At 60.1% G+C, this 24,504-nt stretch carries 17 protein-coding genes; 12 read left to right on the top strand and 5 right to left on the bottom strand.

What is annotated here, in order from left to right:
* The first annotated feature begins 275 nt into the window (after positions 1–275).
* Positions 276–1,529 (top strand): ATP-binding protein, encoded by a 1,254-nt coding sequence (locus tag DWW51_RS01535; RefSeq protein ID WP_158549089.1) that lies wholly within the window; start codon positions 276–278, stop codon positions 1,527–1,529.
* 541 nt (positions 1,530–2,070) lie between these two features.
* Complete coding sequence (locus DWW51_RS01530; RefSeq protein ID WP_117773165.1) at positions 2,071–2,763, top strand: GntR family transcriptional regulator; 693 nt, start codon at positions 2,071–2,073, stop codon at positions 2,761–2,763.
* 440 nt (positions 2,764–3,203) lie between these two features.
* Here DWW51_RS01530 and eda read toward each other — a convergent pair whose 3' ends face one another.
* Complete coding sequence (eda, locus tag DWW51_RS01525) at positions 3,204–3,890, bottom strand: bifunctional 4-hydroxy-2-oxoglutarate aldolase/2-dehydro-3-deoxy-phosphogluconate aldolase (protein ID WP_231501539.1); 687 nt, start codon at positions 3,888–3,890, stop codon at positions 3,204–3,206.
* 209 nt (positions 3,891–4,099) lie between these two features.
* Positions 4,100–5,134 (bottom strand): sugar kinase, encoded by a 1,035-nt coding sequence (locus tag DWW51_RS01520; protein WP_117773163.1) that lies wholly within the window; start codon positions 5,132–5,134, stop codon positions 4,100–4,102.
* A 235-nt stretch (positions 5,135–5,369) separates the two neighbouring features.
* Here DWW51_RS01520 and DWW51_RS01515 point away from each other — a divergent pair, with 235 nt between their 5' ends.
* The 5 genes from DWW51_RS01515 (at position 5,370) to ligA (ending at position 12,722) form a co-directional block, all read left to right on the top strand.
* Positions 5,370–6,392, top strand: a complete 1,023-nt coding sequence (locus tag DWW51_RS01515) for a LacI family DNA-binding transcriptional regulator (protein ID WP_197032132.1) — start codon at positions 5,370–5,372, stop codon at positions 6,390–6,392.
* Between the two features lie 133 nt (positions 6,393–6,525).
* Positions 6,526–7,863, top strand: a complete 1,338-nt coding sequence (locus DWW51_RS01510) for a glutamine synthetase family protein (RefSeq protein ID WP_117648002.1) — start codon at positions 6,526–6,528, stop codon at positions 7,861–7,863.
* A 50-nt stretch (positions 7,864–7,913) separates the two neighbouring features.
* Complete coding sequence (locus DWW51_RS01505) at positions 7,914–8,576, top strand: response regulator transcription factor (RefSeq protein ID WP_006234733.1); 663 nt, start codon at positions 7,914–7,916, stop codon at positions 8,574–8,576.
* A 208-nt stretch (positions 8,577–8,784) separates the two neighbouring features.
* Positions 8,785–10,245: a S1C family serine protease gene (locus tag DWW51_RS01500; RefSeq protein WP_117773159.1), complete on the top strand. Its 1,461-nt coding sequence runs from the start codon at positions 8,785–8,787 to the stop codon at positions 10,243–10,245.
* A gap of 248 nt (positions 10,246–10,493) precedes the next feature.
* Positions 10,494–12,722, top strand: a complete 2,229-nt coding sequence (ligA, locus tag DWW51_RS01495; protein WP_117773157.1) for an NAD-dependent DNA ligase LigA — start codon at positions 10,494–10,496, stop codon at positions 12,720–12,722.
* A 427-nt stretch (positions 12,723–13,149) separates the two neighbouring features.
* Here ligA and DWW51_RS10165 read toward each other — a convergent pair whose 3' ends face one another.
* From DWW51_RS10165 to DWW51_RS01485, 3 genes are all read right to left on the bottom strand, one after another.
* Positions 13,150–14,322, bottom strand: coding sequence for a hypothetical protein (locus DWW51_RS10165; protein WP_147326448.1), 1,173 nt, complete (start codon positions 14,320–14,322; stop codon positions 13,150–13,152).
* Between the two features lie 108 nt (positions 14,323–14,430).
* Positions 14,431–15,261, bottom strand: a complete 831-nt coding sequence (locus DWW51_RS01490) for a MerR family transcriptional regulator (RefSeq protein ID WP_117655263.1) — start codon at positions 15,259–15,261, stop codon at positions 14,431–14,433.
* 63 nt (positions 15,262–15,324) lie between these two features.
* On the bottom strand, positions 15,325–16,671 hold the full coding sequence (locus DWW51_RS01485; protein WP_117773155.1) for an MATE family efflux transporter: 1,347 nt from the start codon (positions 16,669–16,671) through the stop codon (positions 15,325–15,327).
* Between the two features lie 261 nt (positions 16,672–16,932).
* Here DWW51_RS01485 and DWW51_RS01480 point away from each other — a divergent pair, with 261 nt between their 5' ends.
* From DWW51_RS01480 to mobB, 5 genes are all read left to right on the top strand, one after another.
* Entirely contained in the window at positions 16,933–18,762 is a 1,830-nt protein-coding gene (locus tag DWW51_RS01480; protein WP_369832554.1) for an ABC transporter ATP-binding protein, read from the top strand.
* Positions 18,755–20,653 carry an ABC transporter ATP-binding protein gene (locus DWW51_RS01475; protein WP_117773153.1) on the top strand — a complete coding sequence of 633 codons (1,899 nt, stop codon included), beginning with the start codon at positions 18,755–18,757 and terminating at the stop codon, positions 20,651–20,653. The genes DWW51_RS01480 and DWW51_RS01475 overlap by 8 nt, the downstream gene beginning before the upstream one ends.
* A 215-nt stretch (positions 20,654–20,868) precedes the next feature.
* Positions 20,869–21,906, top strand: coding sequence for a hypothetical protein (locus DWW51_RS01470; RefSeq protein ID WP_117773151.1), 1,038 nt, complete (start codon positions 20,869–20,871; stop codon positions 21,904–21,906).
* 233 nt (positions 21,907–22,139) lie between these two features.
* Positions 22,140–23,195, top strand: coding sequence for a GTP 3',8-cyclase MoaA (gene moaA / locus DWW51_RS01465; RefSeq protein ID WP_231501538.1), 1,056 nt, complete (start codon positions 22,140–22,142; stop codon positions 23,193–23,195).
* Between the two features lie 4 nt (positions 23,196–23,199).
* Positions 23,200–24,504 carry a molybdopterin-guanine dinucleotide biosynthesis protein B gene (gene mobB, locus DWW51_RS10450; protein ID WP_117773149.1) on the top strand — a complete coding sequence of 435 codons (1,305 nt, stop codon included), beginning with the start codon at positions 23,200–23,202 and terminating at the stop codon, positions 24,502–24,504.

The raw sequence follows: 24,504 nt of genomic DNA, 5'->3' as shown, positions 1-24,504 counted from the left end.
CGCCCGTACGCATCGAATTTTTCCTCTCATAGATGTGCGGCACAAAGAGCCCCGAGTTCATACGAGCTCGGGGCTCTTTTCGTTTGGATTTCAGACGTATTGACAGACGAAAACAGTCTGCGTCCGGTATTGAGCCATACGAAAGCGAAATTATGCGTCTTAATTCCGTACGCAAATCAAGACGAAAACAGTTTGCGTCTTATATAAATCAGTACGCAAACGGTTTTCGTCTTATAATACGGTTATGAATGGTACGAAACGAGGGGGTTGTGCATATGGTTGTTAGAGAGAGCCCTACAGTCGAATACAAGGAAAGCGTTACGCCGACGTTTCTTAAAACGGTGAGCGCCTATGCAAACTACGGGACGGGCAAGATTGAGTTTGGCGTTGATGACGAGGGCGTGGCTGTCGGCCTTGCAGATCCGGTCGCAGAGTGTCTCCGCATTGAGAACATGATTAATGACAGCTTGGATCCCGCTCCCCGTTACACGCTCGAGTCCGATGAGAAACACGGGACCGTAATCCTTACGGTTTATGAGGGACAGGACAAACCCTATCGAAGCAAGGGAAAGGCCTACAGACGAAACGATTCGGCAACGGTGGAGGTCGACCGGTTTGAGTATGGCAGGCTGACGCTCGAAGGCAGCAACGTGACGTTCGACGCGCTCACGTCGGCTCGCCAGGACTTGGGCTTTCATACGCTCGAGCATAAGTGTGTTGAACACCTCGGCATTTCCGAGCTAACGCCGGATATCATGCGTACGCTCCGCTTGCTCGGCAAGGATGGCTATACCAATGCCGCGGCGATTTTAGCGGATAAGAATGATTTTCCAGGCATCGACTGCGTCCGTTTTGGCGATACCGAGGATGTGATCTTGGATCGCGAGGCGGCGACAAATGTATCCGCAATTGAGCAGGCGGACAGGGCGGTGGCTATGTTTGCACGCTACTACCGTTATGAGCGTATCGAAGGGATGGAGCGCGTCCAAACCGATCGAATTCCTCTTGAGGCATTCCGCGAAGCTGTTGCAAACGCTTTGGTGCATCGGACGTGGGACGTTCGAGCGAACGTTCAAATTGCCCTGTACGATGATCGTGTCGTTGTGACCTCCCCTGGATCGCTGCCCGCCGGGTTGACGACGGAACAATACCTGTATGGGCAGATATCCGTGCTCAGAAACCCCATCGTTGCAGAGGCCTTCTTAAAGCTGGATTACATCGAGAAATTTGGTACGGGAATCGCGCGCATTAGACGTGCCTATCGCGATTCGATCAATCAACCAATTTTTGATGTTCGCGGCGGCATGGTGGCCGTCACATTGCCCGTTACCGATGCCTTTGAAGGGTCCGAGGAAGAGGTCCAGGTTCTCAAGGCCTTGTCGGGCGGGCGAATTATGTCGCGAAGCGAGATTGAAAAACAGACGGGGCTGAGCCGCATGCGGACGTTGGCGGCACTCGAATCTCTGCTTGAACGGAATGCAATCGTAAGGCAGGGAACCGGGCGGGCCACGAAATACGAGCGCTCATAGTCCAAAAGAGCCATGGTACAAGACGGGCCCCAAGCCAGCGTTGGCTTGGGGTCCGTTATATCCCGGATGGTAACGGGCCGATTATTGTCAAGTTAAAGCAAAGTACAGCGACGTACAGCAAAGTATAGTGAGATATAGCAAGCCGTATAGCGCGCCTTGATTTTCAACCCTTGATTATCAACCGTCCGTATTTCACAGCAACTTATAACAGGCTCGGGGTGCCAATTTGGGGTGCAGTAGTGCTGCGCCACGAAAAGGGCCTATCTACTACGTTTAAGCCGCAGGGGTCAACCATAGTCGGTTTTTTCGAAAATCGACAAGCTATCTACCTGCGGTTTTGTTTTCACGGTTTTCGGTATGGCCGAGGCTATCCGTGTTAACGTAGTAGATGGGCCACTTTTGTGGCAAGGGGGGCCGATCTGCGGGCCAGGGTAGCTAAAAGAGCCCCGTCCCAAAAAGACTGATTGGGAGCTGGGGCGTGTCGATGCGATAGTATTACGTGGTGATATTCGACAAACCGTGGGCTTCATCCGAGGGCTTTATGGAACAGCACCAGCATTATCAGAGCCTGCAAGATCAGGCATACAACGCACTGCGCTCTAAGATCATCTATGCCGAGCTCAGGCCCGGCACGCGCCTTTCGGCGATTGGTCTGGAAAAGGAGACGGGAATCGGGCGCACGCCCATTCGCGAGTCCTTTGTGCGCCTGCGTGAGCAGGAGCTAGTGGAAACGCGTCCCAAAAGCGGCACCTATGTCTCAAAAATCAGCATGGAGCGCGCCGAGAACGCCTGTTTCTTGCGTGAGAAACTCGAGAGAAGCGTACTCATTAAATGTTGCTCTGCCGCCACGCCTGAGCAAAAACATCGGCTCGAGCAGATTCTTGCCGAGTCCGAGTCGCTCGACCATCGAGAAACGCGCCGCTTTTTCGACCTGGACAACCTGTTCCACGAGACGTGCTTTGAGATTGCCGGCCGCCACATGTTGTGGGATTGGATGAAGAGCGTCAACACGCATTTTGAGCGATACAACTGGTTACGTATGGTGTCGCAGGATTTGGATTGGGAGCCGATCCGTCGTCAGCATCGCCGGATTCTCGAGGCCATTAAGAAGGGTGATACCGACACGGCGAGCTATCTGGCAGAGACGCACTTGCATCTGATGCCGGAGGAGCAGGGCCCGGTTATCGCCTTACATCCCGACTATTTCGAGCTGCCCAAAGACTCGGCCATCTAACTCGCTCCCTTACTTAGTTGCGGTGAAATATGGACTGTTTTGCGGTTCTGGCGGCGTAAACAGTCCGTATTTCACCGCAAGTGCGGGGGTGCTATTGGGGCGTAAAAAGGCTGCGGCGCCGCTTGGAGGAAAAGACCGGAAGCAGGGGCCCATTCCTCCAGACGGCGCCGCAGCTGTTTTGGCGGGTTGGTTTTTGTCAAAGTGGCTTAGCTGAGCACGGCTGCCAGTCGAGTGGGAAAAGCGGCTCGGGTGCGTGTCGCTTCCGTCACGTTCTATCAGCATACAAGACGGTTTCGGTTCTTGTTCGTGACGGAAACGGCGCGCTTCCGAGCCGTTTTAAAGGGGCGCAACCGTGGCCGCGCCCCCACGATAGAGAGCGGATCAAACGGGGAAGTCAAGCAGAAAACCTACCATATCTACCCCGTACCCAAATGGCAGGGTTAGCCGCGGACCTTCTTGACGACGTCCATGGCCTCGCGGGCGATCTGCTCGACCTTGGAGAAGTCGCCGTCGGCGAACAGAGCCGGCTTGACCATCCAGGTGCCACCACAGGCGATGATGGCGCTGGAGCTCAGGTACTCCTCGACGTTGGCGGTGCTCACGCCGCCGGTGGGCATAAAGCGATGACCGACAAACGGAGCGGCGAGGGCCTTGATGGTGTTCAGGCCACCATACTGAGCCGCGGGGAAGAACTTGGTGATCTTGAGGCCCAGGTTCTCGGCCGCGGTGACCTCGGAGGGGGTCACGGTACCGGGAAGGACGGGCAGGTCGATGTCGATGCAGTGCTTCACGACGTCCTCGTTGTAGCCCGGGGAGACGATGAACTTGGCACCGGCGGCGCGGGCCTGCTCAACCTGCTCGACAGTCAGGACGGTGCCGGCGCCAACGCACATCTCAGGCTCGGCCTCGGCCATGGCGGCGATGCACTCGGCGGCGCAGGCGGTGCGGAAGGTGACCTCGGCGGACTTCATGCCTGCTGCCATAAGGGCGTGGGCGAGCGGAGCGGCGTCCTCGACCTTGTCGAGCACGACGACCGGCACGATGCCCAGGGACTCAAGCGTGGTGTAGAACTGATCGAACGTGATGTTCCTTTCGATGTACGGCGCGCGCGGGCGCGTGATTGCCAAATATGCTGGTCATGAGCCGGTTTTGGATTGGTTATCGGAGGCACTGCTTGGGGTCACAAGCAATTCCAAAACCGGCTGCGCGACCAGTCGTGTAGGAAATGCCAGGCAAAACCGGAATGGGACTGGTGGTTTTGCCCGACCGGAGGAATCGGGGAGCGGGCCGCAGAGGTATGGGTATGGAAAGCTGCGGCCCGCGGAATGGGGACGGCTTAGCGCGCGACGCGAGTGCCACCGTCGGCGGCGGATGCCACGGCTGCGATCTCGTCTGCGGTCACCAGGTTGGAATCGCCCTTGATGGTGAGCTTGAGGATCGAGGCCGCAATCGCGTAGTTGACGGCGTCCTGCGGGTCGAAGTCGTTGATGAGGACATGGACGAGGCCGGCGTTAAAAGCGTCGCCGGCGGCAACGCCCTCGAGCACGTGCACATCGTGAGCAGGGGAGAACCAGTGCTCGCCGCTCTCGGCGTCAAAGAGCATGCCCATCCAGATGGAGCGCTCGACGCAGGAGATGTTGCGGACGACCGAGGCGACCTTCTTGCAACCGTACTCGGCGCAGATCTGACGGGCCATCTCGACGTAGGTGTCGCGCTCCTCGATGCCGTGGGCAAGGGAGCCGGAGACGCAGGTCATACCGAGGCCGGCAGGAGCGTCCTCGTCGTTGGCAATGCAGATGTCAACGAGCGGCAGGAGTTCCTTCATGGTGGCCTGCGACTTCTCGGGCGACCACATCTTGCCGCGATAGTTCACGTCGCAAACGGTGGTGATGCCCTTGGCGCGGCAGGCGGTGAGGGCATCCTTGCAGGCGGCGGCCATCTCGTCGGAGACGGCGGGCGTCACGCCGGAGAAGTAGAAGACATCGACACCCTTGAGGATCTCGTCCCAGTCAAAGACGTCGCGCTTGGCCATGTTGATGGCAGAGTACTTGCGGTCGTAGACGCAGCCGTTGCCGCGCTGCGAGGCGCCGACCTCAAACACATAGGAACCAAGACGGTCGCCCTGGCGCACGACGCGCGAGGTATCGACGTCGTAGACCTTCAGCGAACGCAGGGCGCACTCGCCCAGACGGTTGGCCGGGACAACGGAGACGTAAGCTGCCTTGTCACCCTGGTAGGCCAGGGAAAGCGCGGTGTTGGCTTCGGCGCCGCCGTAGCGGACATCAAACTCGGTCGCCTGCTCAATGCGCAGATGGTCTTTGGGCGAGAGCCTCATCATGATCTCGCCGAAGGTAAGAACCGTTTTACCCATGGTCGCGCAGCTCCTTCTTACTCGTGCGTACACCTTTGATATGGCGTTGGCACGGAGGTGCCAAGACGGTAGGGTACATCTTTGCACCTCCGTGCCAACGCTTGCCGAAATCGGTTTACGAAATCGGTTTCGTTTCGAGTTGTAGTATACTCACCTAAAGCGTTTTGCAAGCGAGATTTTTAAAAAAATGCCTAAAATGGCTCAGACTGCCGACAATTGGGAAACGGGGTGCGCTATGGCGCAGATGAGAATCAAGGACATTGCCGCCGAGGCGGGCGTGAGCCCGGCCACGGTCTCGCGCTATCTCAACAACCGCCCCGGGCAGATGACCGAGGAAACTCGCGCGCGCATCGCGGCGGTTATCGAGCGCACCGGCTATCGCCCACGTGCCGCCGCGCGCAATCTGCGCAGCTCGCGTACCAACCTCATCGGCGTGATCCTGGCCGACATCGCTAACCCGTTCTCCAGCGCCATGCTCGAAGGGCTTTCCGCCAGTGCCGCCGCGCGCGGCTGCTCGCTTATGACTGCCATTAGCGGCAACGACCCCGCCAAGGAGGCAGAGTCGCTCACCAGACTTATCGATGCCGGCGTGGACGGCCTGGTCGTCAATACCTGCGGAGGCAACGACAAGGCGATTGCCGCGGCTGCGGGGCGCCTGCCTGTCGTGCTGCTCGACCGCGATGTCGCCGACGGTGGCATCGATCTGGTGACCTCTAACAACCGCGAGCTGGTTGCCGGCCTGGTAGGCGCCTTGGCCGCTGCTGGCAGCGAGCGCCTGTGCCTGCTCACCGAGGCAAGCGATGACAGCCCCGTGCGTCGCGAGCGCGCCGAGGCCTTTGCCGACGAGCTTTCGCGACGCGGCCTTGCGGGTGAGGTCGTCACCCTGGCCGATGGTGGCGTCGAGGGTGTCAGTCGCCTGGACGAGACCATCCGCGGCTATGCGGGCAAAAAACTCGGCCTCATTGCCGTCAACGGCTTGGTTTTCCTGCGCCTGACCGAGGCGCTGGCCCAGCTGGGGCCCTCGTTGCCGGCGGGTCTCAAGATTGCAACGTTTGACGACTATCCCTGGAACCACGTCCTCTTTGGCGGTGTGACCACGGCAGCGCAGGACACTCTTACCATTGCCGAGCGCGTAGTCGAGCGCCTGTCCGAGCGTATCGACATCGTTACCACTACGGTGGGCGATGCCGCAAAGCTCGCCCCCAAGCGCATCGAGATCCCCGGCCACATCGAACACCGCGCTTCGACCTCGCGCTAGTCTCTTGGCCTCACGGCCTGTTCGCACACGTTTTTTGGGCGCTTGATACGCTTTAACCCTGCGGAAACATTTTTCTGCGATAGTATCTGCGATATAGATCAGTCGAAACCCGCCCGAAAGAAAGGGGAGCGACATGAACCAGCAGAACATCGATTACGTACTCCGCTCTGTAGAGCAGCGTGACATCCGCTTTGTGCGTCTGTGGTTTGTCGACATTCTCGGCCGCCTCAAGAACTTTGCCATTAGCCCCGAGGACCTCGAGGTCGCTTTTGAGGAGGGTATCGGCTTTGACGGCTCCGCCATCGAGGGCTTTGCCACGCCCGAGGAAGCCGACATGCTGGCGTTCCCCGATGCTTCGACCTTCCAGATCCTGCCGTGGCGCCCGAGCCACAACGGCGTCGCCCGCGTGTTCTGCGATGTGTGCACTCCCGATCGCAAGCCGTTTGCCGGCGACCCGCGCGATGCCCTGCGCCGCATGTTCCGCAAGGCCGAGAAGGCTGGCTATCTGCTCAACGTGGGTGCCGAGCTGGAGTATTACTACTTCCCCGACGAGCACACCCCCGAGCCGCTCGACAACGTGGGCTACTTCGATCTTTCGGTGAGCGATGCCGCCCGCGACCTGCGTCGCAACACGGTCCTCACGCTCGAGAAGATGTCCGTGCCCGTGGAGTACACCTTCCACGCCGCCGGCCGCTCGCAGCACGGCATGAGCTTGCGTCACGCCGAGGCCCTGAGCATGTCCGACGCTATCACCACGGCCAAACTCATCATTAAGCAGCAGGCCTACGAGAGCGGTTGCCACGCCTCCTTTATGCCCAAGCCGTTGGCGGGCGAGGACGGCAGCGCCATGTTTTTGCATCAGTCGCTGTTCGACCACGATGGCAACAACGTCTTTTGGGGCGAGGACGACGAGAAGTACCACCTCTCCGAAATCGCCAAGCACTACATGGCCGGCATCTTGGCGCACGCGCGCGAGATCAGTGCCATCACCAACCCCACGGTCAACTCGTACAAGCGCATCACTACGGGTGGCGACTCCGTGCCGCAGTACGCCACGTGGGGCCTGCGCAACCGCGCGAGTATGGTCCGTATCCCGGTCTACAAGCCCGGCAAGCCGCTGTCCACGCGCATCGAGCTGCGCAGTCCCGACCCCATGGCCAACCCGTACCTGGTCAACGCCGTCACGCTGGCGGCTGGTCTGGACGGCATCGAGCGCAAGCTGGAACTCCCGCCCGAGGCCACGGCCGAGACGCTCAAGCTTACCGACCGTCAGATGGTCGAGGCCGGCTACGCGCCGCTGCCGCGCTCGCTCAAAGAGGCGCTCGACGTGTTTGAGGACTCGCAGTTTATGAAGGATGCTCTCGGCGAGCACATCCACAGCTTCTTCCTCAAAAAGAAGCGCGACGAGTGGCATAAGTTTGAGTCTACGATCACCGAGTGGGAGATCAAGCACTACCTGGCGAACTCCTAATCGCGCTGGCTTGTTCCAGTACGATTGAGCTCATTTCTTTGGAGGCCGATATGTCCGAAAAGAGTGCCCTGTTCATGGCGCGCACGACGCGCTTCCACGAGTTTGCCCGCAGCTTGACGACTACCCTGGGTGTCGAGGTGAGCCTGGCAACCCCTGATTCGCCAACTGCGGCGCACGACTTTGACCTGCTGATTCTCGATTCCGATGGCATCCGCAGCGACCGCATCGATCAGATTGCCAAGTGGCTTGACGACCGCGGCGGCGTTCCCATGCTGGTGATCGTCGACGACGAGGCGCTCGGCACCCTGCGCCTGCCGAATCACGCGCATGCCGACTTTGTATGCCCCACGGCGACGCCCAACGAGCTCAAGGCTCGCGCGCAGCGCCTGATGGGCGAGGAGGAGACCGTCACCGCCGACGATGTGCTCAACATCGATAACCTCGAGATCAACCTGGCTACCTACCAGGTGACGCTCGATAACGAGCCCATCGACCTGACGCTGATGGAGTACTCGCTGCTGAGCTTTTTGGCGACGCACCCCAACCGCGCCTACAGCCGCGAGGTGCTGCTGCACCGCGTGTGGGGCTTTGAGTACTGCGGCGGCACGCGCACCGTCGACGTGCACATCCGACGCATCCGCTCCAAGGTGGGCCCGCAGATCGCGGCACACATCACCACCGTCCGCGGCGTGGGCTATCTGTTTAAGGACTAGATTTCCGCCACAAAGGGGACAGACACCTTTGTGGTGGTTTTGACGCAGGTGCGGGCTCCTTTCGAGTTTGCAGCAGAACTTAAGCCTTCCTAAAAGATTGCGTTCTCGTACACGTACGCCCGCATATTGGGGTACAACTCAACGTGAACAATGATGGCCCGCCACGTGTTTGGCGGGCCTTTGGTTATTTGACGAAAGGATCGCAGCTATGAGCGAGAACGATTCCCAGCGTCCCCAGGATGTTGGCAATGCCGGCGAGACTCAGCAGCAGCCGCGCGTGCAGGTGGAGTCGACGCCTGCCGGCAGCAACATTCCCTACGTGCAGGCCTATGACACACAGACCGGCCAGCCGCTGGGCGGTCAGCAGGTTGTAAACAAGCACACGGTGGTCAAGACCAAGACCAAAAAGCTGCCGATCTTTATTACGGCACTCGCCGGTTGCGCCTGTGGCGCCCTGCTGGTCATTGCGCTCATTATGAGCGGTACGCTCGATATCGGTGGCGGCAAGAATGCCGTGACGGCGGGCGCTTCGGGTTCGTCGACGCAAAAGATTACGATCGACTCCGAGGACACCACGTTGGCCGAGGCCGTTTCTGCCAAGGCCCTGCCCTCCGTCGTTTCCATCACCGCCACGTCGAGCGGCAGCCAGAATGGCTCGCTTTCGCAGTCTGCCGATGAGTCGGACAACTCGGGCAGCGTCGGTTCGGGCGTTGTGCTCGATACCGAGGGCCATATCCTCACCAACAACCACGTGGTCGATGGCTATGACCAGTACGTGGTGACCATGGACGACGGCACCACCTACGAGGCCGAGTTCGTGGGCAACGATGCCTCGAGCGACCTCGCCGTTATCAAGCTCAAGGACGCCGATGCCTCCAAGCTCACCCCGATTGAGATCGGCGACTCCTCCAAGCTCAACGTGGGCGAGTGGGTCATGGCGATCGGTTCGCCGTTTGGCAACGAGCAGTCTGTCTCCACGGGCATTGTGTCGGCGCTGTATCGCTCAACGGCCATGAGCTCTACCAACGGTAACACCATCTATGCCAACATGATCCAGACCGATGCCGCCATCAACCCGGGCAACTCCGGTGGCGCGCTCGTCAACGACAACGGCGAGCTCGTGGGTATCAACTCGCTCATCGAGAGCTACTCGGGCTCCAGTTCGGGCGTGGGCTTTGCTATTCCCGTTAACTACGCCAAGAACATTGCCGACCAGATCATCGGCGGTAAGACACCGGTGCACCCGTACCTGGGAGCCACGCTTTCGAGCGTCAACGCGCTCAACGCCCGCACCAACAAGCTGAGCACCGATAGCGGTGCGTATGTGGCGAGCGTCGTCGAGGACGGTCCTGCCGCCAAGGCCGGCATTCAGGAGGGCGACGTCATCACCAAGCTGGGCGACGACGAGATCACGAGCGCCGATGGCCTGATCATCGCGCTGCGCAGCCACGAGGTGGGCGAGAAGGTCGAGATCACGCTCATGCGCGGCAAGGAAGAGAAGAAGGTCACCGTCGAGCTGGGCTCCGACGAGGAGCTGCAGAACCAGCAGCAGAACGACAGCGCAACCGACACTGGCAACGGCGGTATTACCGATGAGCAGTTGCGCCAGTACCTGGAGGAGCTGCTCGGCCAGCAGGGCCAGGGCCAGGGCTACGGCCAGGGTTTCTAACGAGCTGTATCGCACATATCGAAGCCAGAGGGGCTGTTCCGCCAGCGCGGGACAGCCCCTCTTTTCTCGATGATCCCTTGGAGACGGAGGAAAACGGATCATTTAGAAACGGCAAGGGCATGGTTTAATCGCGCGATCCACCCCGGTCTGGCGGCTGCCGATTCGGTGCGGTTCGAAAGGGTTATTCGGCGCCATGGTGACCGGTGGTACTCTTGTATCCGTTTGAAATCGAGCGAAGGAGTGCCGCTATGGAGCAATCGAGCCTGTTTGGTGACGGCGTGGACATCGATACCGAAACGCCCGCGAGCGCGGATGCCGCTGCACCGGCCGACGCCCATGCCCAGGCCGCCGCGCGCGCGGCTGAGTTGCGCCACGAGCTCGATTACCACGCATATCGCTACTACATGCTCGACGCGCCCGAGATCACGGACGCCGTCTTTGACAAACTGCTCGTTGAGCTCCAGCAGATCGAGGCGACCTACCCCGATTTGGTAACACCCGACAGCTATACTCAGCGCGTGGGCGGCTATGTGAGCGAGCAGTTTACGCCGGTCACCCACATGGCGCGCATGTATTCCATGGACGATGCCATGGATCTAGACGAACTCGACGCCTGGCTCCAGCGCGCCGAGGATGCGCTCGGTGCCGGCAGCGTCACCTATACCTGCGAGCTCAAGATCGACGGCCTGGGCGTGGCCCTTACCTACCAAAACGGCACCTTCGTACGCGCCGCCACGCGCGGCGACGGCACCACGGGCGAGGATGTATCGCTCAACGTGCGCACCATCAAGGATGTGCCCATGCACCTGTCCGAGCCGGCGCTCGCCCACATGGGCGCCGACCGCGAGCGCACCATCGAAGTGCGCGGCGAGGTCTATATGCCCAAGGGCAGCTTTGTGCGCCTGAACGACGAGGCCGATGCCGAGGGCCGCGACCCCTTCGCCAACCCGCGCAACGCCGCCGCCGGCAGCCTGCGTCAAAAGGATCCCAAGGTCACGGCGCGCCGCGATCTGGCCACCTTTATCTACGCCATCGCCGATACCGACCCGCTGCACGTTCACAGCCAGCGCGAGTTCCTGGACTGGCTGCGTAGCGCTGGCTTTAGCGTCAACCCCAACGTGGCTCGTTGCGCCACGCCGTCCGAGGTCCACGAGTTCTGTGCCCAGGCCCTCGAACATCGCGGTGACCTGGACTACGACATCGACGGCGTGGTCGTAAAGGTCGACAGCTTCCAGCAGCAGCTCGACCTGGGCTTTACTGCCCGCGCACCGCGCTGGGCCATTGCCTTTAAGTTCCCACCCGAGGAAAAGCAGACCGTCCTGCGCGAAATTCGCATCCAGGTGGGTCGCACCGGTGTGCTCACGCCGGTCGCCGAGTTCGACCCGGTGACGGTAGCCGGCTCCACCATCGCGCGCGCCACGCTGCACAACATCGACGAGATCCGCCGCAAAAACGTGCGCGAGGGCGACACTATCATCGTGCATAAGGCAGGCGACGTGATTCCCGAGGTCGTGGGCCCCGTGCTCGACAAGCGCCCGGCCGACAGCGTTGACTGGCAGATGCCCGAGGTCTGCCCCGTGTGCGGCAGCCCCGTGGTGCACGAGGACGGCGAGGTGGCCTACCGCTGCGTGTCCATCGACTGCCCCGCACAGCTCAAGGAGCGCCTGCTCCACTGGGTGAGCCGCGGTTGCATGGACGTGGACGGCCTGGGCGACGAAATCGTCGACAAGATGATCGCCGCCGGCCTTATCCACGATGTCGCGGACTTCTACCAGCTCACAGTCGACGACATCGCCGGCTTGGACACGGGGCGCACCTATGCCAGCTCCAACAGCAAAAAGGGCGTCAAGAAGGGCGACCCCATTCCGGTAGGCCTCAAGACGGCCGAGAAAATCATCGCCGAGCTCAATAAGTCCAAGAGCCAGCCACTCGGTCGCGTGCTGTTTGCCCTAGGCATCCGCCACGTGGGCAAAAGCGTGGGCGAGGTCATCGCCGAGCGATTCCTGTCGATTGACAAGCTCATCTTGGCGAGCGAAGAGGATATCGCCGAGTGCGAGGGCATCGGTCCCAAGATTGCGGCGAGCGTCAAGCAGTTCCTGGCCGTGCCCGAGAACCTTGCCGTGCTGGAACGTCTGCGCCAAGCGGGCCTTTCGCTCGAGGTCGACTTGGGCGCCGCTCATGCGCAAGCCGCGGCCGAAGCTGGCGTGGCGGGCGAGCTCGCCGACGCACAGCCGCTTGCGGGTCTGACCTTCGTGCTCACCGGCACGCTCGTCAACCGCACGCGCGACGAGGCGGGCGCGGCGCTCAAGGTGCTCGGCGCCAAGGTTTCGGGTAGCGTGTCAAAGAAGACGAGCTATCTGGTCGCCGGTCCCAAAGCGGGCTCCAAGCTCACCAAAGCCGAGCAGCTGGGCGTACCCGTACTGGACGAGGCGGCACTTGAACAGATTTTGGCGACGGGTAGGGTCCCGGAGGCATAATGATTTGTTGAGGAACTGCGCAGAGGCTCAGTTCCTCAACATCTCCTTATAGTGTTTGCCTGTTCAATTTCGATATCGTTTCCCTCGTATGATCCAGATGCGTCTACCGAGTCAAAGCGTGAGTAGGAAACTCTTGTCCCAACTTTGATTTGGGAAAGCTTGTCTTTGATTCGGCCAGATGAGGGGAATGTAATCCGGGTTTGCTTTCCAGCGTCGGTGTAGCGGGGACTGTTGTCTGTTTGGATTACGAGTTCCGTTCCCTCAATAGAATGAACGCTGCCGGCTCCAAAGACAAGGTAATCATCTCCTCCGCTATAGCGGGCTCTATCTGTGCATGAAGAAACGGATGCAAACATAGCGAAAATCACCAATATCGTAACTAGGGCAAAGGCCGTGGTGCCATAGCATTTTGATGGTGCCATCCGGTCTACCAAAAGACTGTTCCGTTCAATTTGACCATATTGGGCGTTGCATAGTTAATCGCTCGGGGATAAGTGTTCCATCCGTCGAATACTTCGAGCCACTGCAGTTCGATGCCAGAGCTTCCATTACGCCCAGTAAAATAGCCAGTTACCGTGACTGTATGACCTGATAGCTCGACGGATCCTTCACTGTTTCGGCTGTTGATCCACATATGATACAAGCCGATATTCCCTTGATCGATAGTTGCTCTGTACTGAGCGAATTGAGGCTGATAACCGAAAAATTGAGTATTAAGTGCTCTACCCTTTTGAGCGGCAAGACTTTTAAACGGAACAATTCCATCTGGGATGATCGTTCTTCCGTACTCGACGCCCTGATCATTGGTCTTATACGTTGTTGTGCCAGTGACGTTCCATATTTCTTTATAATAATCGGGATTAAATTGATTAGCGTTTGAACTGGTGAGACCGTAATGCATTGATACAGCGTACAAGGCAGAAACGACGCATGCATACTTATTAGTGCGGGCTTCAACTAATGATTCCGAGACTCCTCGGAACGGTATTCCGTTTAAATCGTCTATTTGGAAATGCAACATCAAGTCATCTTCATTGATAATGACTGCATCCCATGAAGTTGGGTTATTGCTTTGAGGTGCTATACCCTTTTCGGTGACAATCGGGACAGACCGTATATTGTTATAGTTGGTTACACAGTCTCTAGTTCCTGGCACCAAAGTTCCATATTCAATATCGTTGTACGAAATTAGTACGGTTGGGTTTGTGGCCTGTTGGCCGGAATAAGTTGAAATGGCGTTTGATAGAGAAGCTGAAATCGGAAGAATGGTATCGCCGAGGGTTATCTCCTTCAGAAGCCCAGGATATGATGCGTCAAGTATTAAATAACCGTAAGGGCTTCCTTCCCTTGTGACACTGATTTCATAGCCACAGATAAGGCCGATTTGTTGGCATACGGGAACGATTTGCTCGATCTCTAAGTTCGCGGATCCGTCGACGATGGGCAACAGGGAAAGCGCGTAGTCTTGTGCTAGGTCTGATGTAAAAGCGACGGATGAGTTTGAGTCGGCAGCGAATACTCTTGTTGGGCGTGACGCGGATAAGCCAATGATCGAGGCTAGGCCGAGAAGAAACGAGCGACGTGATTGAACTCTGGGCATAATGTCTCCTGCCTATGGGGGGCAATATGCTGTCATTTTATTTGCTACAAAATACAATCTAATTCGGATTAAGGTAAATGGATGGAATTGCTCGATAAATGGTAGTGATTAGCGGACCGGTATCGCGATCCTCGTCACATACGCTCCCGGATCGTCGCTGATGATGTCGTCGATGAGGGCGATTTCGCGCGAGGGACCGGCGGGGGACAGGTCGCGCTCGTGCATGTAATCGAGTAAGCGCTCATAGCGCGGGGCCGCCTGACCGTGCGTGCCGCGGAAGCTGACCGTCAGACACCGCGCGGCGGGACGTACTTCGACATCGCCCAGGTAATCGTCCGTGTCATCCAGCAGCAGAAAGACCTCGTCGTAGCCATCAAAGTCGCCGGCGGCAAGGCGTTCGGGCGCGATCCCGACGCCCAAGTTGCCCAGAAAGACAAAGGTCTCGTGCTGACCCTTCTGCAGCTGACGAATCTGCCATTCCAGCGCATATGCGTCGGTAGGGTTGACGCGTTCGCTCAGCACGGCGCAGTGAAGCTCGGGCGCATCGATTGTGCAAATGGTATCGAGCTCGGTGTTTAGGGCATCGTGCAGCAGGGCAAGTCGGTTATCGATCTTGCGCGACACGCGCTCCAGCTCGCTGCGCTTGCGCTCGATGAGCTCCTGCTGCTGAGCCAGCTGCCGCTGCATGAGGTTCACATCGCGCGTTGTCACAAACTCGCGGATTTGTGCGAGCGGCAAGTTGAGAACACGCAGGTGGCTGATGGTGTTGAGGGTGGAGAGCTGCCGCGATCCGTAGTAGCGGTACCCACTCGTCGGATCGACATATGCCGGTTCCAATAGCCCCATCTGTTCGTAATGGCGCAGTGTGCCCACGCTCAAATTGAGCAGGCGCGCCACCTCGCCAATGCGGAGCAGGCCCTCGGTGTGTTCACTTGGCATGTCGGTCACAGGACCGCTCCTTTCAATAGGGTCGGGGAGGGAGGCCAGACTCGCGTCGCCTCGCTACGCCACCAGTTTGTCAAAAGCCCCGCGCCGGTTGAGCACGGTAAATGCAATCACGCAGATGACCGCCGACAGAATCGAGCCGCACGGCGAGGCGATACCCATGGGGAACAGCGTGTCGGAATAGGCGTTCGACAGCAGCCACGCGCCCGGCACGCGAATGAGTGCCACAGCCAGCACGTTGTGCGCAAAGCCGATGTAGCTCTTGCCGTATGCAGCGAAAAAGCCGCTAAAGCAAATGTGGATGCCGGCAAAGATTGCATCGAAAATATAACTGTGCATATAGCCGGTACCGGCCGCGACCACCGCGGGGTCCTTGGCAAAAAAGCCAATAAACGCCGGCGCCACCAGCCACATCAGCACCGTGATCAGGCAGCCGTACACCACCGAGATCGTCATGGCGTCCTTGAGTACCTGACGCGCGCGGTCGCCCTTGCCCGCGCCGGCGTTTTGCGCCGTGAGTGCGCTGACGGTGGCACCCATGGAACTCGGCACAATGAACAAAAAGCTGATCATCTTCTCGACCAGGCCCACGGCGGCGGCGTCGACCAGACCGCGGTGGTTGGCGATGACGGTGATAAACATAAACGCCACCTGGATGCAGCCGTCCTGCACAGCCACGGGCACGCCGATTTTAAGAATGCTGCCGAGCACCTCGGGCTGGGGGCGCAGGTCGCTGCGCTTAACGTGGATGTTTGTGCGACGACTCTTGAGCCACACGAGCGCGAGAGCCACGCTCGCCGTCTGCGCGATGACTGTGCCGAGTGCCGCGCCTACGGGGCCGAGCCCCATGTGGCCGATAAACAGAAAATCGAGCGCGATATTAATGATGCACGCCACGCCGATTACGTACATGGGCGAGCGCGAATCGCCCAGCCCGCGAAAGATGGCCGAAAGAATGTTGTACGCGGCGATAAAGGGAATGCCCATAAAGCAGATACGCAGGTAGGCGGCGGTGCCTTCGACCGCTTCGGCCGGCGTGCCAATGAGTGCCACGATCTGCGGACACAGTGCGAGCAGGACAGCGGCCAGCACCACCGAGACACCCATAAAGAGCGTGATGGTATTGCCGATGGCGGTCTCGGCGCGGTCAAACCGGCGCGAGCCCACGGCGTGGCCGACGATGACCGTCGTTCCCATGGCCAGACCCACGAGCGTCACGGTAATGATATAGAGCGTCTGCGCGCCATTGCCCACGGCGGTGATACCGGCAGCACCGCTAAACTGCCCCATCATGTACAGATCGGCCATGCCGTAGAGCATCTGCAAAAAGTACGAAAGCATATAGGGCAGGGCGAAGACCGCGATGGTCTTGAGGACATTGCCGCGTGTGAGGTCGTGTTCCATGGGCGGGGCACTTTCTGGCTGAGATCGTTTACGTACCAGTGTAGTGAAAACCCTATAACGATTGTAGAGTCAAGGTTTATGTTGGCAGCAGGGCGAAAAAGTCACGCTCGCGTTCATTTCCAATTGAATACGGGCGTGCGCCCTGCGAGCATGGCGCCTGCACTAGCCTTGCAGAAATCGATTTCGGAGCACTTGACACCGCCGCACGGCGCGCCATAATACGTGGGTTTGCGAACAACGTTTGATGGGGGATGAACCTGCGTGCGCAATCTCAAGATTCTGTTTTCCTATCTGGGGGCATACCGCCGCGATGCCATGCTCGGCGTGCTCTTTGTGACGGCCGAGACGGCGCTCGAGCTGTTTATCCCGGTCATCATGGCAAATATCATCGATGTAGGCGTGCCCGCGGGCGACATCGACTACATGCTGTTGCAGGGCACGTATATGTTGGTATGTGCCGCATTTTCGCTGGTACTTGGCTTGGGCTATGCGCGCACATCTGCTCGCGTCGCCTCGGGGCTGGGCGCTAACCTGCGCGAGGCCGAGTATCGCAAGATTCAGACGCTCGCTTTTGGCAATCTGGACAACTACGACGCCAGCTCGCTGGTCACTCGCATGACCACCGACATCACTGTTATTCAGAACGCTATCGGCAACGGCTTTCGCCCCATGGTGCGCGGCCCCGTGACGCTCATCGTCGGCTTGGTCTATGCGCTGGTGCTGTCGCGTCCGCTCGCTACGGTATTCGCGATCATCCTGCCGGTGCTGGCGATCGTACTGGGCGTTATCACCTATCGCGTCAGTCCGCTCTACCGCCAGCTACAGACCTCGATGGACCATCTCAACGGTGTGGTGCAGGAGGACCTCACCGCCGTGCGCGCCGTCAAGGCGTACGTGCGTGCCGAGCACGAGGAGGCCAAGTTCGACGCCGTCAATACCGAGCTTGCGCATACGGCGACGAAGACCTTTGGCAACGCTGTGCTCAACTTGCCGGTGTTTCAGCTGTCGATGTACGTGGCGGCGCTTTCCATTCTGTGGATCGGCGGTCGCATGATTCTTGCCGGCGAGCTCGGCGTGGGCTCGCTCACGGGCTTTATGAGCTACGTGCTGCTGATCATGAACTCGCTCATGATGATCTCCAACGTGTTTTTGCTGCTCACCCGCGCACTTGCCAGCGTGGAGCGCATCTCGCGGGTGCTCGACGAGCGTTCGCTTATCCAAGCGCCCGACGCTGCCGCTGCCGTGCGCGAAGTGGCCGACGGCAGTATCGAGTTTCGCGACGTTTCCTTTAAATACCGCGCGGATGCAGCCGAGGACGTGCTCGAGCATATCGACCTTCGCATCGAGAGCGGCTCGACGGTGGGCATCCTCGGCGGCACGGGCTCGGGCAAGAGCTCGCTTGTGCAGCTGATTGCGCGCCTGTACGACGCCACCGAAGGCGCCGTGCTCGTGGGCGGGCGCGATGTGCGCGACTACGACCTCGCGACCCTACGCGACACCGTGGGTATCGTGCTGCAAAAGAACGTGCTGTTTACGGGTACTGTGCGCGAGAACCTGCAGTGGGGCAATCCGCAGGCGTCGGACGATGAGCTCCTCGCGGCTTGCCGCGCGGCGTGCGTGGACGAGTTCCTTGATCGAATCGGCGGGCTGGACGGCGAGTTGGGCCAGGGCGGTGCCGGTGTCTCGGGCGGGCAGAAGCAGCGCCTGTGCATCGCGCGAACGCTGCTCAAGCATCCGCGCGTGCTCATTTTTGATGACTCCACCAGCGCGGTCGATATGGCGACCGACGCTAAGATTCGCGAGCATATTGCTCAGATTCCCAATACGACGGTGATTGTCATCGCACAGCGCATTGCGAGCGTCATGGATGCCGATCGCATTGTGGTGTTGGACGACGGTCGTGTCCATGGCGTGGGCACGCACGAGGAACTGCTGGCGGGCGACAACATCTACCAGGAGATTTACGCCTCGCAGATGGAGTTTGCGGGGGATGCGGACGCCGGTGACGGCAGCGACGATGGCTGCGCGAACGATCCGTTTTCTTCCGTCCCCAGCGGATCGACCTTGGAAGGGGGTGAGCGCCATGCCTAAGACATCCGCTCAGGCCCGTCCCACCAATCTGACGCAGACGCTTCGCCGCTTGCTCTCCTACATGGGTCACGCCAAGTTCTCGTTGCTGGCGGTGGGCGTGCTCGCCTCCGTCGCCGCCATCGCAAGCCTTACCGGTACCTACATGGTGCGCCTCATCGTCAACGGTTTGGCAACGGGCGGCGAGGAACTGCTCGCCAGGCAGGTTATCTTTACCGCTGTCATCTACGTCGCGGGCGTGCTCTCGGCTCTGGGCTACTCGCAGATCATGGTGCGCGCGGCCCAGCGCGTGGTCTCCGACATCCGCCGCGACCTGTTTGCACACATCCAGACACTGCCGCTGAGTTACTTCGACAGCACGCGCTCGGGCGACATCATGAGCTTCTTTACCAACGACGTCGACACCGTCTCCGAGGCGCTCAACAACAGCTTTGCCAACGTGATTCAGGCCGCCATTCAGGTTGTGGGCACCACGGCTATGCTCATCATCCTCAACTGGCAGCTCACAATTATCACGCTCGTGTGCGACGCGGCCATTGTGCTGTACGTGCGCTACTCGGGTATGCGTTCCAAGCGCTTCTTTGCCGCCCAGCAGGCATCGCTGGGCGATTTGGACGGATACGTCGAGGAGATGGTCTCGGGCCAAAAGGTCATCAAGGTCTTTAATCACGAACAGGCCAACGTGGCTGGTTTTGACGTGCGCAACCAAGAACTGCGCCGCACCGGTGGCGCCGCGCAAGCCTACGCCAACTCGATGGTGCCCATGACCGTGGTGATCGGCTATGCCAACTACGCCGTCGTCGCCGTGGCGGGCGGCATGCTCTGCATCAAGGGACTCGCCGACGTAGGTGCGCTTGCGAGCTATCTGGTCTTCGTACGCCAGGCCGCCATGCCCATCAACCAGTTTACGCAGCTGGGCAACTTCTTGCTCAATGCGCTGGCCGGTGCCGAGCGCCTGTTTGCGGCTATGGACCTTAAGCCTGAGGTGGACGAGGGCTGCGTGGAGCTGGTGCAGACGGGCGACGCCTCGTGGGCGTGGAAGATTCCCGAGGGCCAGGGCGTGGGCGCGTACGGGCACTTGCATGATGTGGCTGCCGTTGATGAGTCGGGCCGTGCGGTGGCTGCCGACGGTACCGAGCTCACGTGCGGCTTGGTCCCGCTTGCCGGCGACGTGCGCTTCCATGCCGTGGACTTTTCCTACGTGCCGGGCACCCGTGTGCTCACGGACCTCAACCTGTTTGCCAAGCCGGGGCAAAAAATCGCGTTTGTGGGCTCGACGGGCGCCGGAAAGACGACCATCACCAACCTCATCAACCGCTTTTACGAGGTCGATGACGGCGAGATCACGTACGACGGCATCGATGTCAAGCACATTGCCAAGGCCAGTCTGCGTGGGTCGCTCGGCATTGTGCTGCAGGACACGCACCTGTTTAGCGGCACCATTGCGCAGAACATCCGCTTTGGCAAGCTCGACGCGACCGACGAGGAGGTGCGCGCCGCTGCCGAGGCCGCCTGCGCCGACTCGTTTATCCGCCGCCTGCCGCAGGGCTATGACACGCTCGTGACCGCGGACGGTGCCAACCTGTCGCAGGGTCAGCGTCAGCTGCTCGCCATCGCGCGCGTGGCCGTCGCCGACCCGCCGGTGCTCATCCTGGACGAGGCCACGAGCTCTATCGACACGCGCACCGAAAAGCTCATCGAGCGCGGCATGGACCGCATCATGCGTGGCCGCACCACGTTTATGATCGCGCACCGCCTGTCCACCGTCCGCGACGCCGACGCCATCATGGTCCTCGAACACGGCCGCATCATCGAGCGCGGCACGCACGAAGAGCTGCTCGCCCAGCACGGTGAGTACTGGCAGCTGGCGCATGGCTTAAAAGAGTTGGATTAACCCGTTCGAGCACGATGCTTTGGCCCCTCTATGCTCCTCACCTCGCCTCAAACCATCACAACATTCGAAGTTTTTTGCCAAAAACGGGAAAAGCATCGAATGTTGTGATGGTTTTTCTACCACTCGATCGGGTGGAATCGCTTTCTTGCGCACGAAGGTGTGCGGACCCGTGGGCAGGGGAATAAGGTTGGTTATCCGACTCCATTGGAGGGTTCATGGACCTGCCGATCGTCCTGTCCCATAAGACTGCCTGGCTGTACCACAACGTGGCGCGCCCGTCCGAGCCGCTCTCGCGAGCAAGCAGCCTATACGATGAGGACTCGCCTGCTAACGAGGCGGAGCCGACTGCGGGCCTGCCCAAATTGGGACTCGATGCCAAGGGGCTGAGGGCTTCAACGGCAGTTGGGATCGTTACCGACTATCTGGTTTCGCTTGGTATTCCACGAGAAGAGCTCGATCATATCGATACGCTCGTCAACTTCGATTTTGAGCGCTCGACGCCGGCTGGATTTAGGTGCCACGTGTTTGGGGCGCCGGTACCTCCAGACCATCTTCTTGAGGTGGCAGAGGGCCTTCTGGTGGTTGATGAGGTCATGTGCTTTGTCCAAGCGGGTTCGTGGATGAGCGAGCCCGAGCAGCTGGAATATGGGTATGAAATCTGCGCCCGATACCATTTGAATCATCTGTCGACAGACGATTATATCGAGATGGGGCAGAGGTATACCGTTGCCGACTTGATTGCTTATTGCGATGAGAATCGATCTCGTCAGGGGGCTGTACGCGCGGCCGCCGTGCTCAAGCGCGTGCACGATGGCGCGCGGTCGCCCATGGAGACGGCCACCGCAATCATGGTCGTAGCAAAACGTTCCCAGGGAGGGCTGGGATACGCCAAGATCGAGCTCAACCGTCGGGTCGATGTTCCCAACGAGTTCAAGTATCTCGCAAAGGCCGGGTATTTCGAGATCGACGTATATGCGCCCGCGAGCGGTACGGGGATTGAATACAACGGCTCGGACCATCTTGATAAACAGCGCAGCGCGTCGGATGCGGAGCGTATGACCGTGCTGAGCACGCTGGGCTTTAGGATGATCGTCCTCACCGGGACTCAGTTTGCCCACCAGCTGCAATTGCACCGGGCGATGAATGCCATCGCGCTCGCTATGGGTCTTAAGTGCGACCGAAGCGAAGCGTTCCAAAAGCGGCAGAACGACCTGCGAGAATTCGTGATTCGACACTGGGACGGCGGCCTCTAGGGGCGTTCCGGTCCTTCTGCGGGGTGCCGTGGGCAGGCAAACCATCACAACATTCGACGTTTTTTGCCAAAAACGGGAAAAGCATCGAATGTTGTGATGGTCTGTGCTGAGGATGGGCTTGGAAAGTCCGTTTTGCTCGAAGCGGCCTGTCCTGTCGTACGGGTGTCGGCATGATTCTCCCGTAGGGTATTATGTTTTCCGAAGAATAAAACGCCGCGTGAGGGGAGGGCTGCGTGGACGGGCACGTGCAACATGACGGCTTTGGCCGCGATATCAACTACCTGCGCATTGCCGTTACCGACAAGTGCAATTTCCGCTGCATTTACTGCATGCCGGCCGATGGCGTGGCGCCCCGCGCGCACGACGAGCTGCTCAGCGCCGAGGAAATCGCCCGCTTTGTGCGCCTGGTGGCGGGGGAGGGCATTCGTCGCGTGCGCCTGACGGGTGGCGAGCCGCTGGTCAGCCGCCGTATCATCCCGCTCATTCGTGACATCCGCGCGATTCCGCAGATCGAGGACATCTCGCTTACCACCAACGGCGCCTTGCTGCCCAAGCTGGCGCCGCAGCTCAAAGATGCGGGGCTTAACCGCGTCAACATCTCGCTCGACACGCTCGACCCTACGCTCTTTGGAAAGATCACGCGCCTGGGTCGACTCGAGCAGACCATGGCTGGCATCGACGCGGCGCTGGCCTGGGGCTTTGAGCCCGTTAAGGTCAACTGCGTTGTGGTGCGCCGGCTCAACCAAGATGTGGCGGCCCTCGCGCGGCTCACGCTTGACCGCCCCATCCACCTGCGCTTTATCGAATACATGCCCATTGGCGACGAACACACGAGCTCGCATTGCGCTGTGGACCCGCATGCGCCCGCGCTCAATCCCGAGTTGTGGGATGCGAGCGACACCGTGCCGAGCGACGAGCTGCGGACGCGCATCAATGCCGGGGCCGCCGCGGCGGGACTGGGCGAGCTCGAGCCGCTCGACATCAACGACGCTCCTGCCGGCGCGGGCCCTGCGCGCTATTGGCATTTTCCGGGCGCGGCGGGAACGGTCGGCTTTATTAGTGCCATGTCCAATCATTTTTGTGCGAATTGCAACCGTCTGCGCCTGACGGCAGACGGCAACGTGCGTCCGTGCCTATTCAGCGATGCCGAGTATTCGGTGCGCGACGCCCTGCGCCGTGGTGATGATATGCAGGTGCTTTCGATTTGGCGCGATGCCGTGGCCCACAAACCGCAGGAACACGCGATAATTGAGGGCACGCAACGATTTATGTCCCAAATCGGAGGATGATCATATGGCCAAGAGCAGGTACGCCGATGCCACCAAGGCCGCTCGCAGGGCCGCGATGTCTGCCCATAAAGTCACGGCTGCGGTGAATGCTGGCAGCTCCGACGCGTCCGCGCAGCCGTCTGCCAGCGCTGCCACCGAGCCCGCCCGCGACGCCCGTCGCGACGAGCTGACGCATGTGGACGCCAAAGGCGAGGTGCGCATGGTTGACGTATCCGACAAGGCCGAGACCCATCGCATTGCCATCGCCGAGGGCACCATCCTCATGCACCCCGAGACGCAGGCTATGGTGCTGCAGGACCGCGCCAAAAAGGGCGATGTGCTTGCCTGTGCGCGCGTGGCGGGCATCATGGCCATCAAGCGCACGAGCGATATCATTCCCATGTGCCATCCGCTGCTCATTACCAAGAGCAAGTGCGACATTGCGCCCATCGCTGCGGCGGGGACGCCTGTCGAGGACGTGCCCGAAGGCTGGGCGCCGGCGCGCGCGGACGGGCAGGTTGGCTTTCACGTGCTGGTCACGGCGGGCGTGACGGGCAAGACGGGTATTGAGATGGAGGCTCTGACTGGAGCGAGTGCCGCGTGCCTAACGATCTATGACATGTGCAAGGCGGTCGATCGCGGCATGGAGATCGTCGACGTGCGCCTGCTGCACAAGGAGGGCGGCCGCTCGGGCGTGTGGGATCGTGCAGGGCGTCAGGCCGCTGCTGTTGAAGCCGTGGGAGCTGCGGGCAACGCGCCCGCGAGCGCATCCGTCGCCGTCGCGCCCGCAGCTCCGGCCCCGGGCGTCCCCGCGATCGCGTTTATCGGCTACCAAAACTCGGGCAAGACCACGCTTGTCGAGAAGGTTATCGCCGAGCTCACCCGCCGCGGTCTGCGCGTGGGTTCGCTCAAACATCATGGGCATCATGGCTTTGATATTGATGTGCCCGCTAAGGATACGTGGCGCCATCACCAGGCCGGGTCCAAGCACGTGGGACTCATCTGCGCCACGCGCTGGGCGGAGTACGCCGACACGCGCGAGGAGGACGAGATGCCCGCGCGCGAGCTGCTGTCGCGCTACAACGATGTCGACGTGGTGATCATCGAGGGCTACAAGACCGAGGGCTTCGACAACATCGTGGTCGCGCGCTCCGGTGTCGACCGTCTGCGCGGCAAGAGCTCGCTCGACCTGGTCGATGGCCACACGCTGGCCCTTGCCTGCAACGAGGCACTGGCGCGTCAGGCCTTCGACGCCGGCTTTGCGACCCGAGCCATCAACATCAACGACGCCCGAGCCATCTGCGATCTGATCCAAGACCATCTGGCCTAA

The sequence above is a fragment of the Collinsella sp. AF15-51 genome (assembly GCF_003462845.1).
Classification (GTDB): domain Bacteria; phylum Actinomycetota; class Coriobacteriia; order Coriobacteriales; family Coriobacteriaceae; genus Collinsella.
Note: the sequence above shows the minus strand (reverse complement) of the source record. Positions and strands in the feature narration are given on the sequence as shown.

Excerpts from the sequence above, each read along its gene's own strand:
- DWW51_RS01535 (WP_158549089.1), top strand. The coding sequence starts at position 276 with ATGGTTGTTAGAGAGAGCCCTACAGTCGAATACAAGGAAAGCGTTACG.
- DWW51_RS01530 (WP_117773165.1), top strand. The coding sequence starts at position 2,071 with ATGGAACAGCACCAGCATTATCAGAGCCTGCAAGATCAGGCATACAAC.
- DWW51_RS01520 (WP_117773163.1), bottom strand. The coding sequence starts at position 5,134 with ATGGGTAAAACGGTTCTTACCTTCGGCGAGATCATGATGAGGCTCTCG.
- DWW51_RS01515 (WP_197032132.1), top strand. The coding sequence starts at position 5,370 with ATGGCGCAGATGAGAATCAAGGACATTGCCGCCGAGGCGGGCGTGAGC.
- DWW51_RS01510 (WP_117648002.1), top strand. The coding sequence starts at position 6,526 with ATGAACCAGCAGAACATCGATTACGTACTCCGCTCTGTAGAGCAGCGT.
- DWW51_RS01505 (WP_006234733.1), top strand. The coding sequence starts at position 7,914 with ATGTCCGAAAAGAGTGCCCTGTTCATGGCGCGCACGACGCGCTTCCAC.
- DWW51_RS01500 (WP_117773159.1), top strand. The coding sequence starts at position 8,785 with ATGAGCGAGAACGATTCCCAGCGTCCCCAGGATGTTGGCAATGCCGGC.
- ligA (WP_117773157.1), top strand. The coding sequence starts at position 10,494 with ATGGAGCAATCGAGCCTGTTTGGTGACGGCGTGGACATCGATACCGAA.
- DWW51_RS10165 (WP_147326448.1), bottom strand. The coding sequence starts at position 14,322 with ATGCCCAGAGTTCAATCACGTCGCTCGTTTCTTCTCGGCCTAGCCTCG.
- DWW51_RS01490 (WP_117655263.1), bottom strand. The coding sequence starts at position 15,261 with ATGCCAAGTGAACACACCGAGGGCCTGCTCCGCATTGGCGAGGTGGCG.
- DWW51_RS01485 (WP_117773155.1), bottom strand. The coding sequence starts at position 16,671 with ATGGAACACGACCTCACACGCGGCAATGTCCTCAAGACCATCGCGGTC.
- DWW51_RS01475 (WP_117773153.1), top strand. The coding sequence starts at position 18,755 with ATGCCTAAGACATCCGCTCAGGCCCGTCCCACCAATCTGACGCAGACG.
- DWW51_RS01470 (WP_117773151.1), top strand. The coding sequence starts at position 20,869 with ATGGACCTGCCGATCGTCCTGTCCCATAAGACTGCCTGGCTGTACCAC.
- mobB (WP_117773149.1), top strand. The coding sequence starts at position 23,200 with ATGGCCAAGAGCAGGTACGCCGATGCCACCAAGGCCGCTCGCAGGGCC.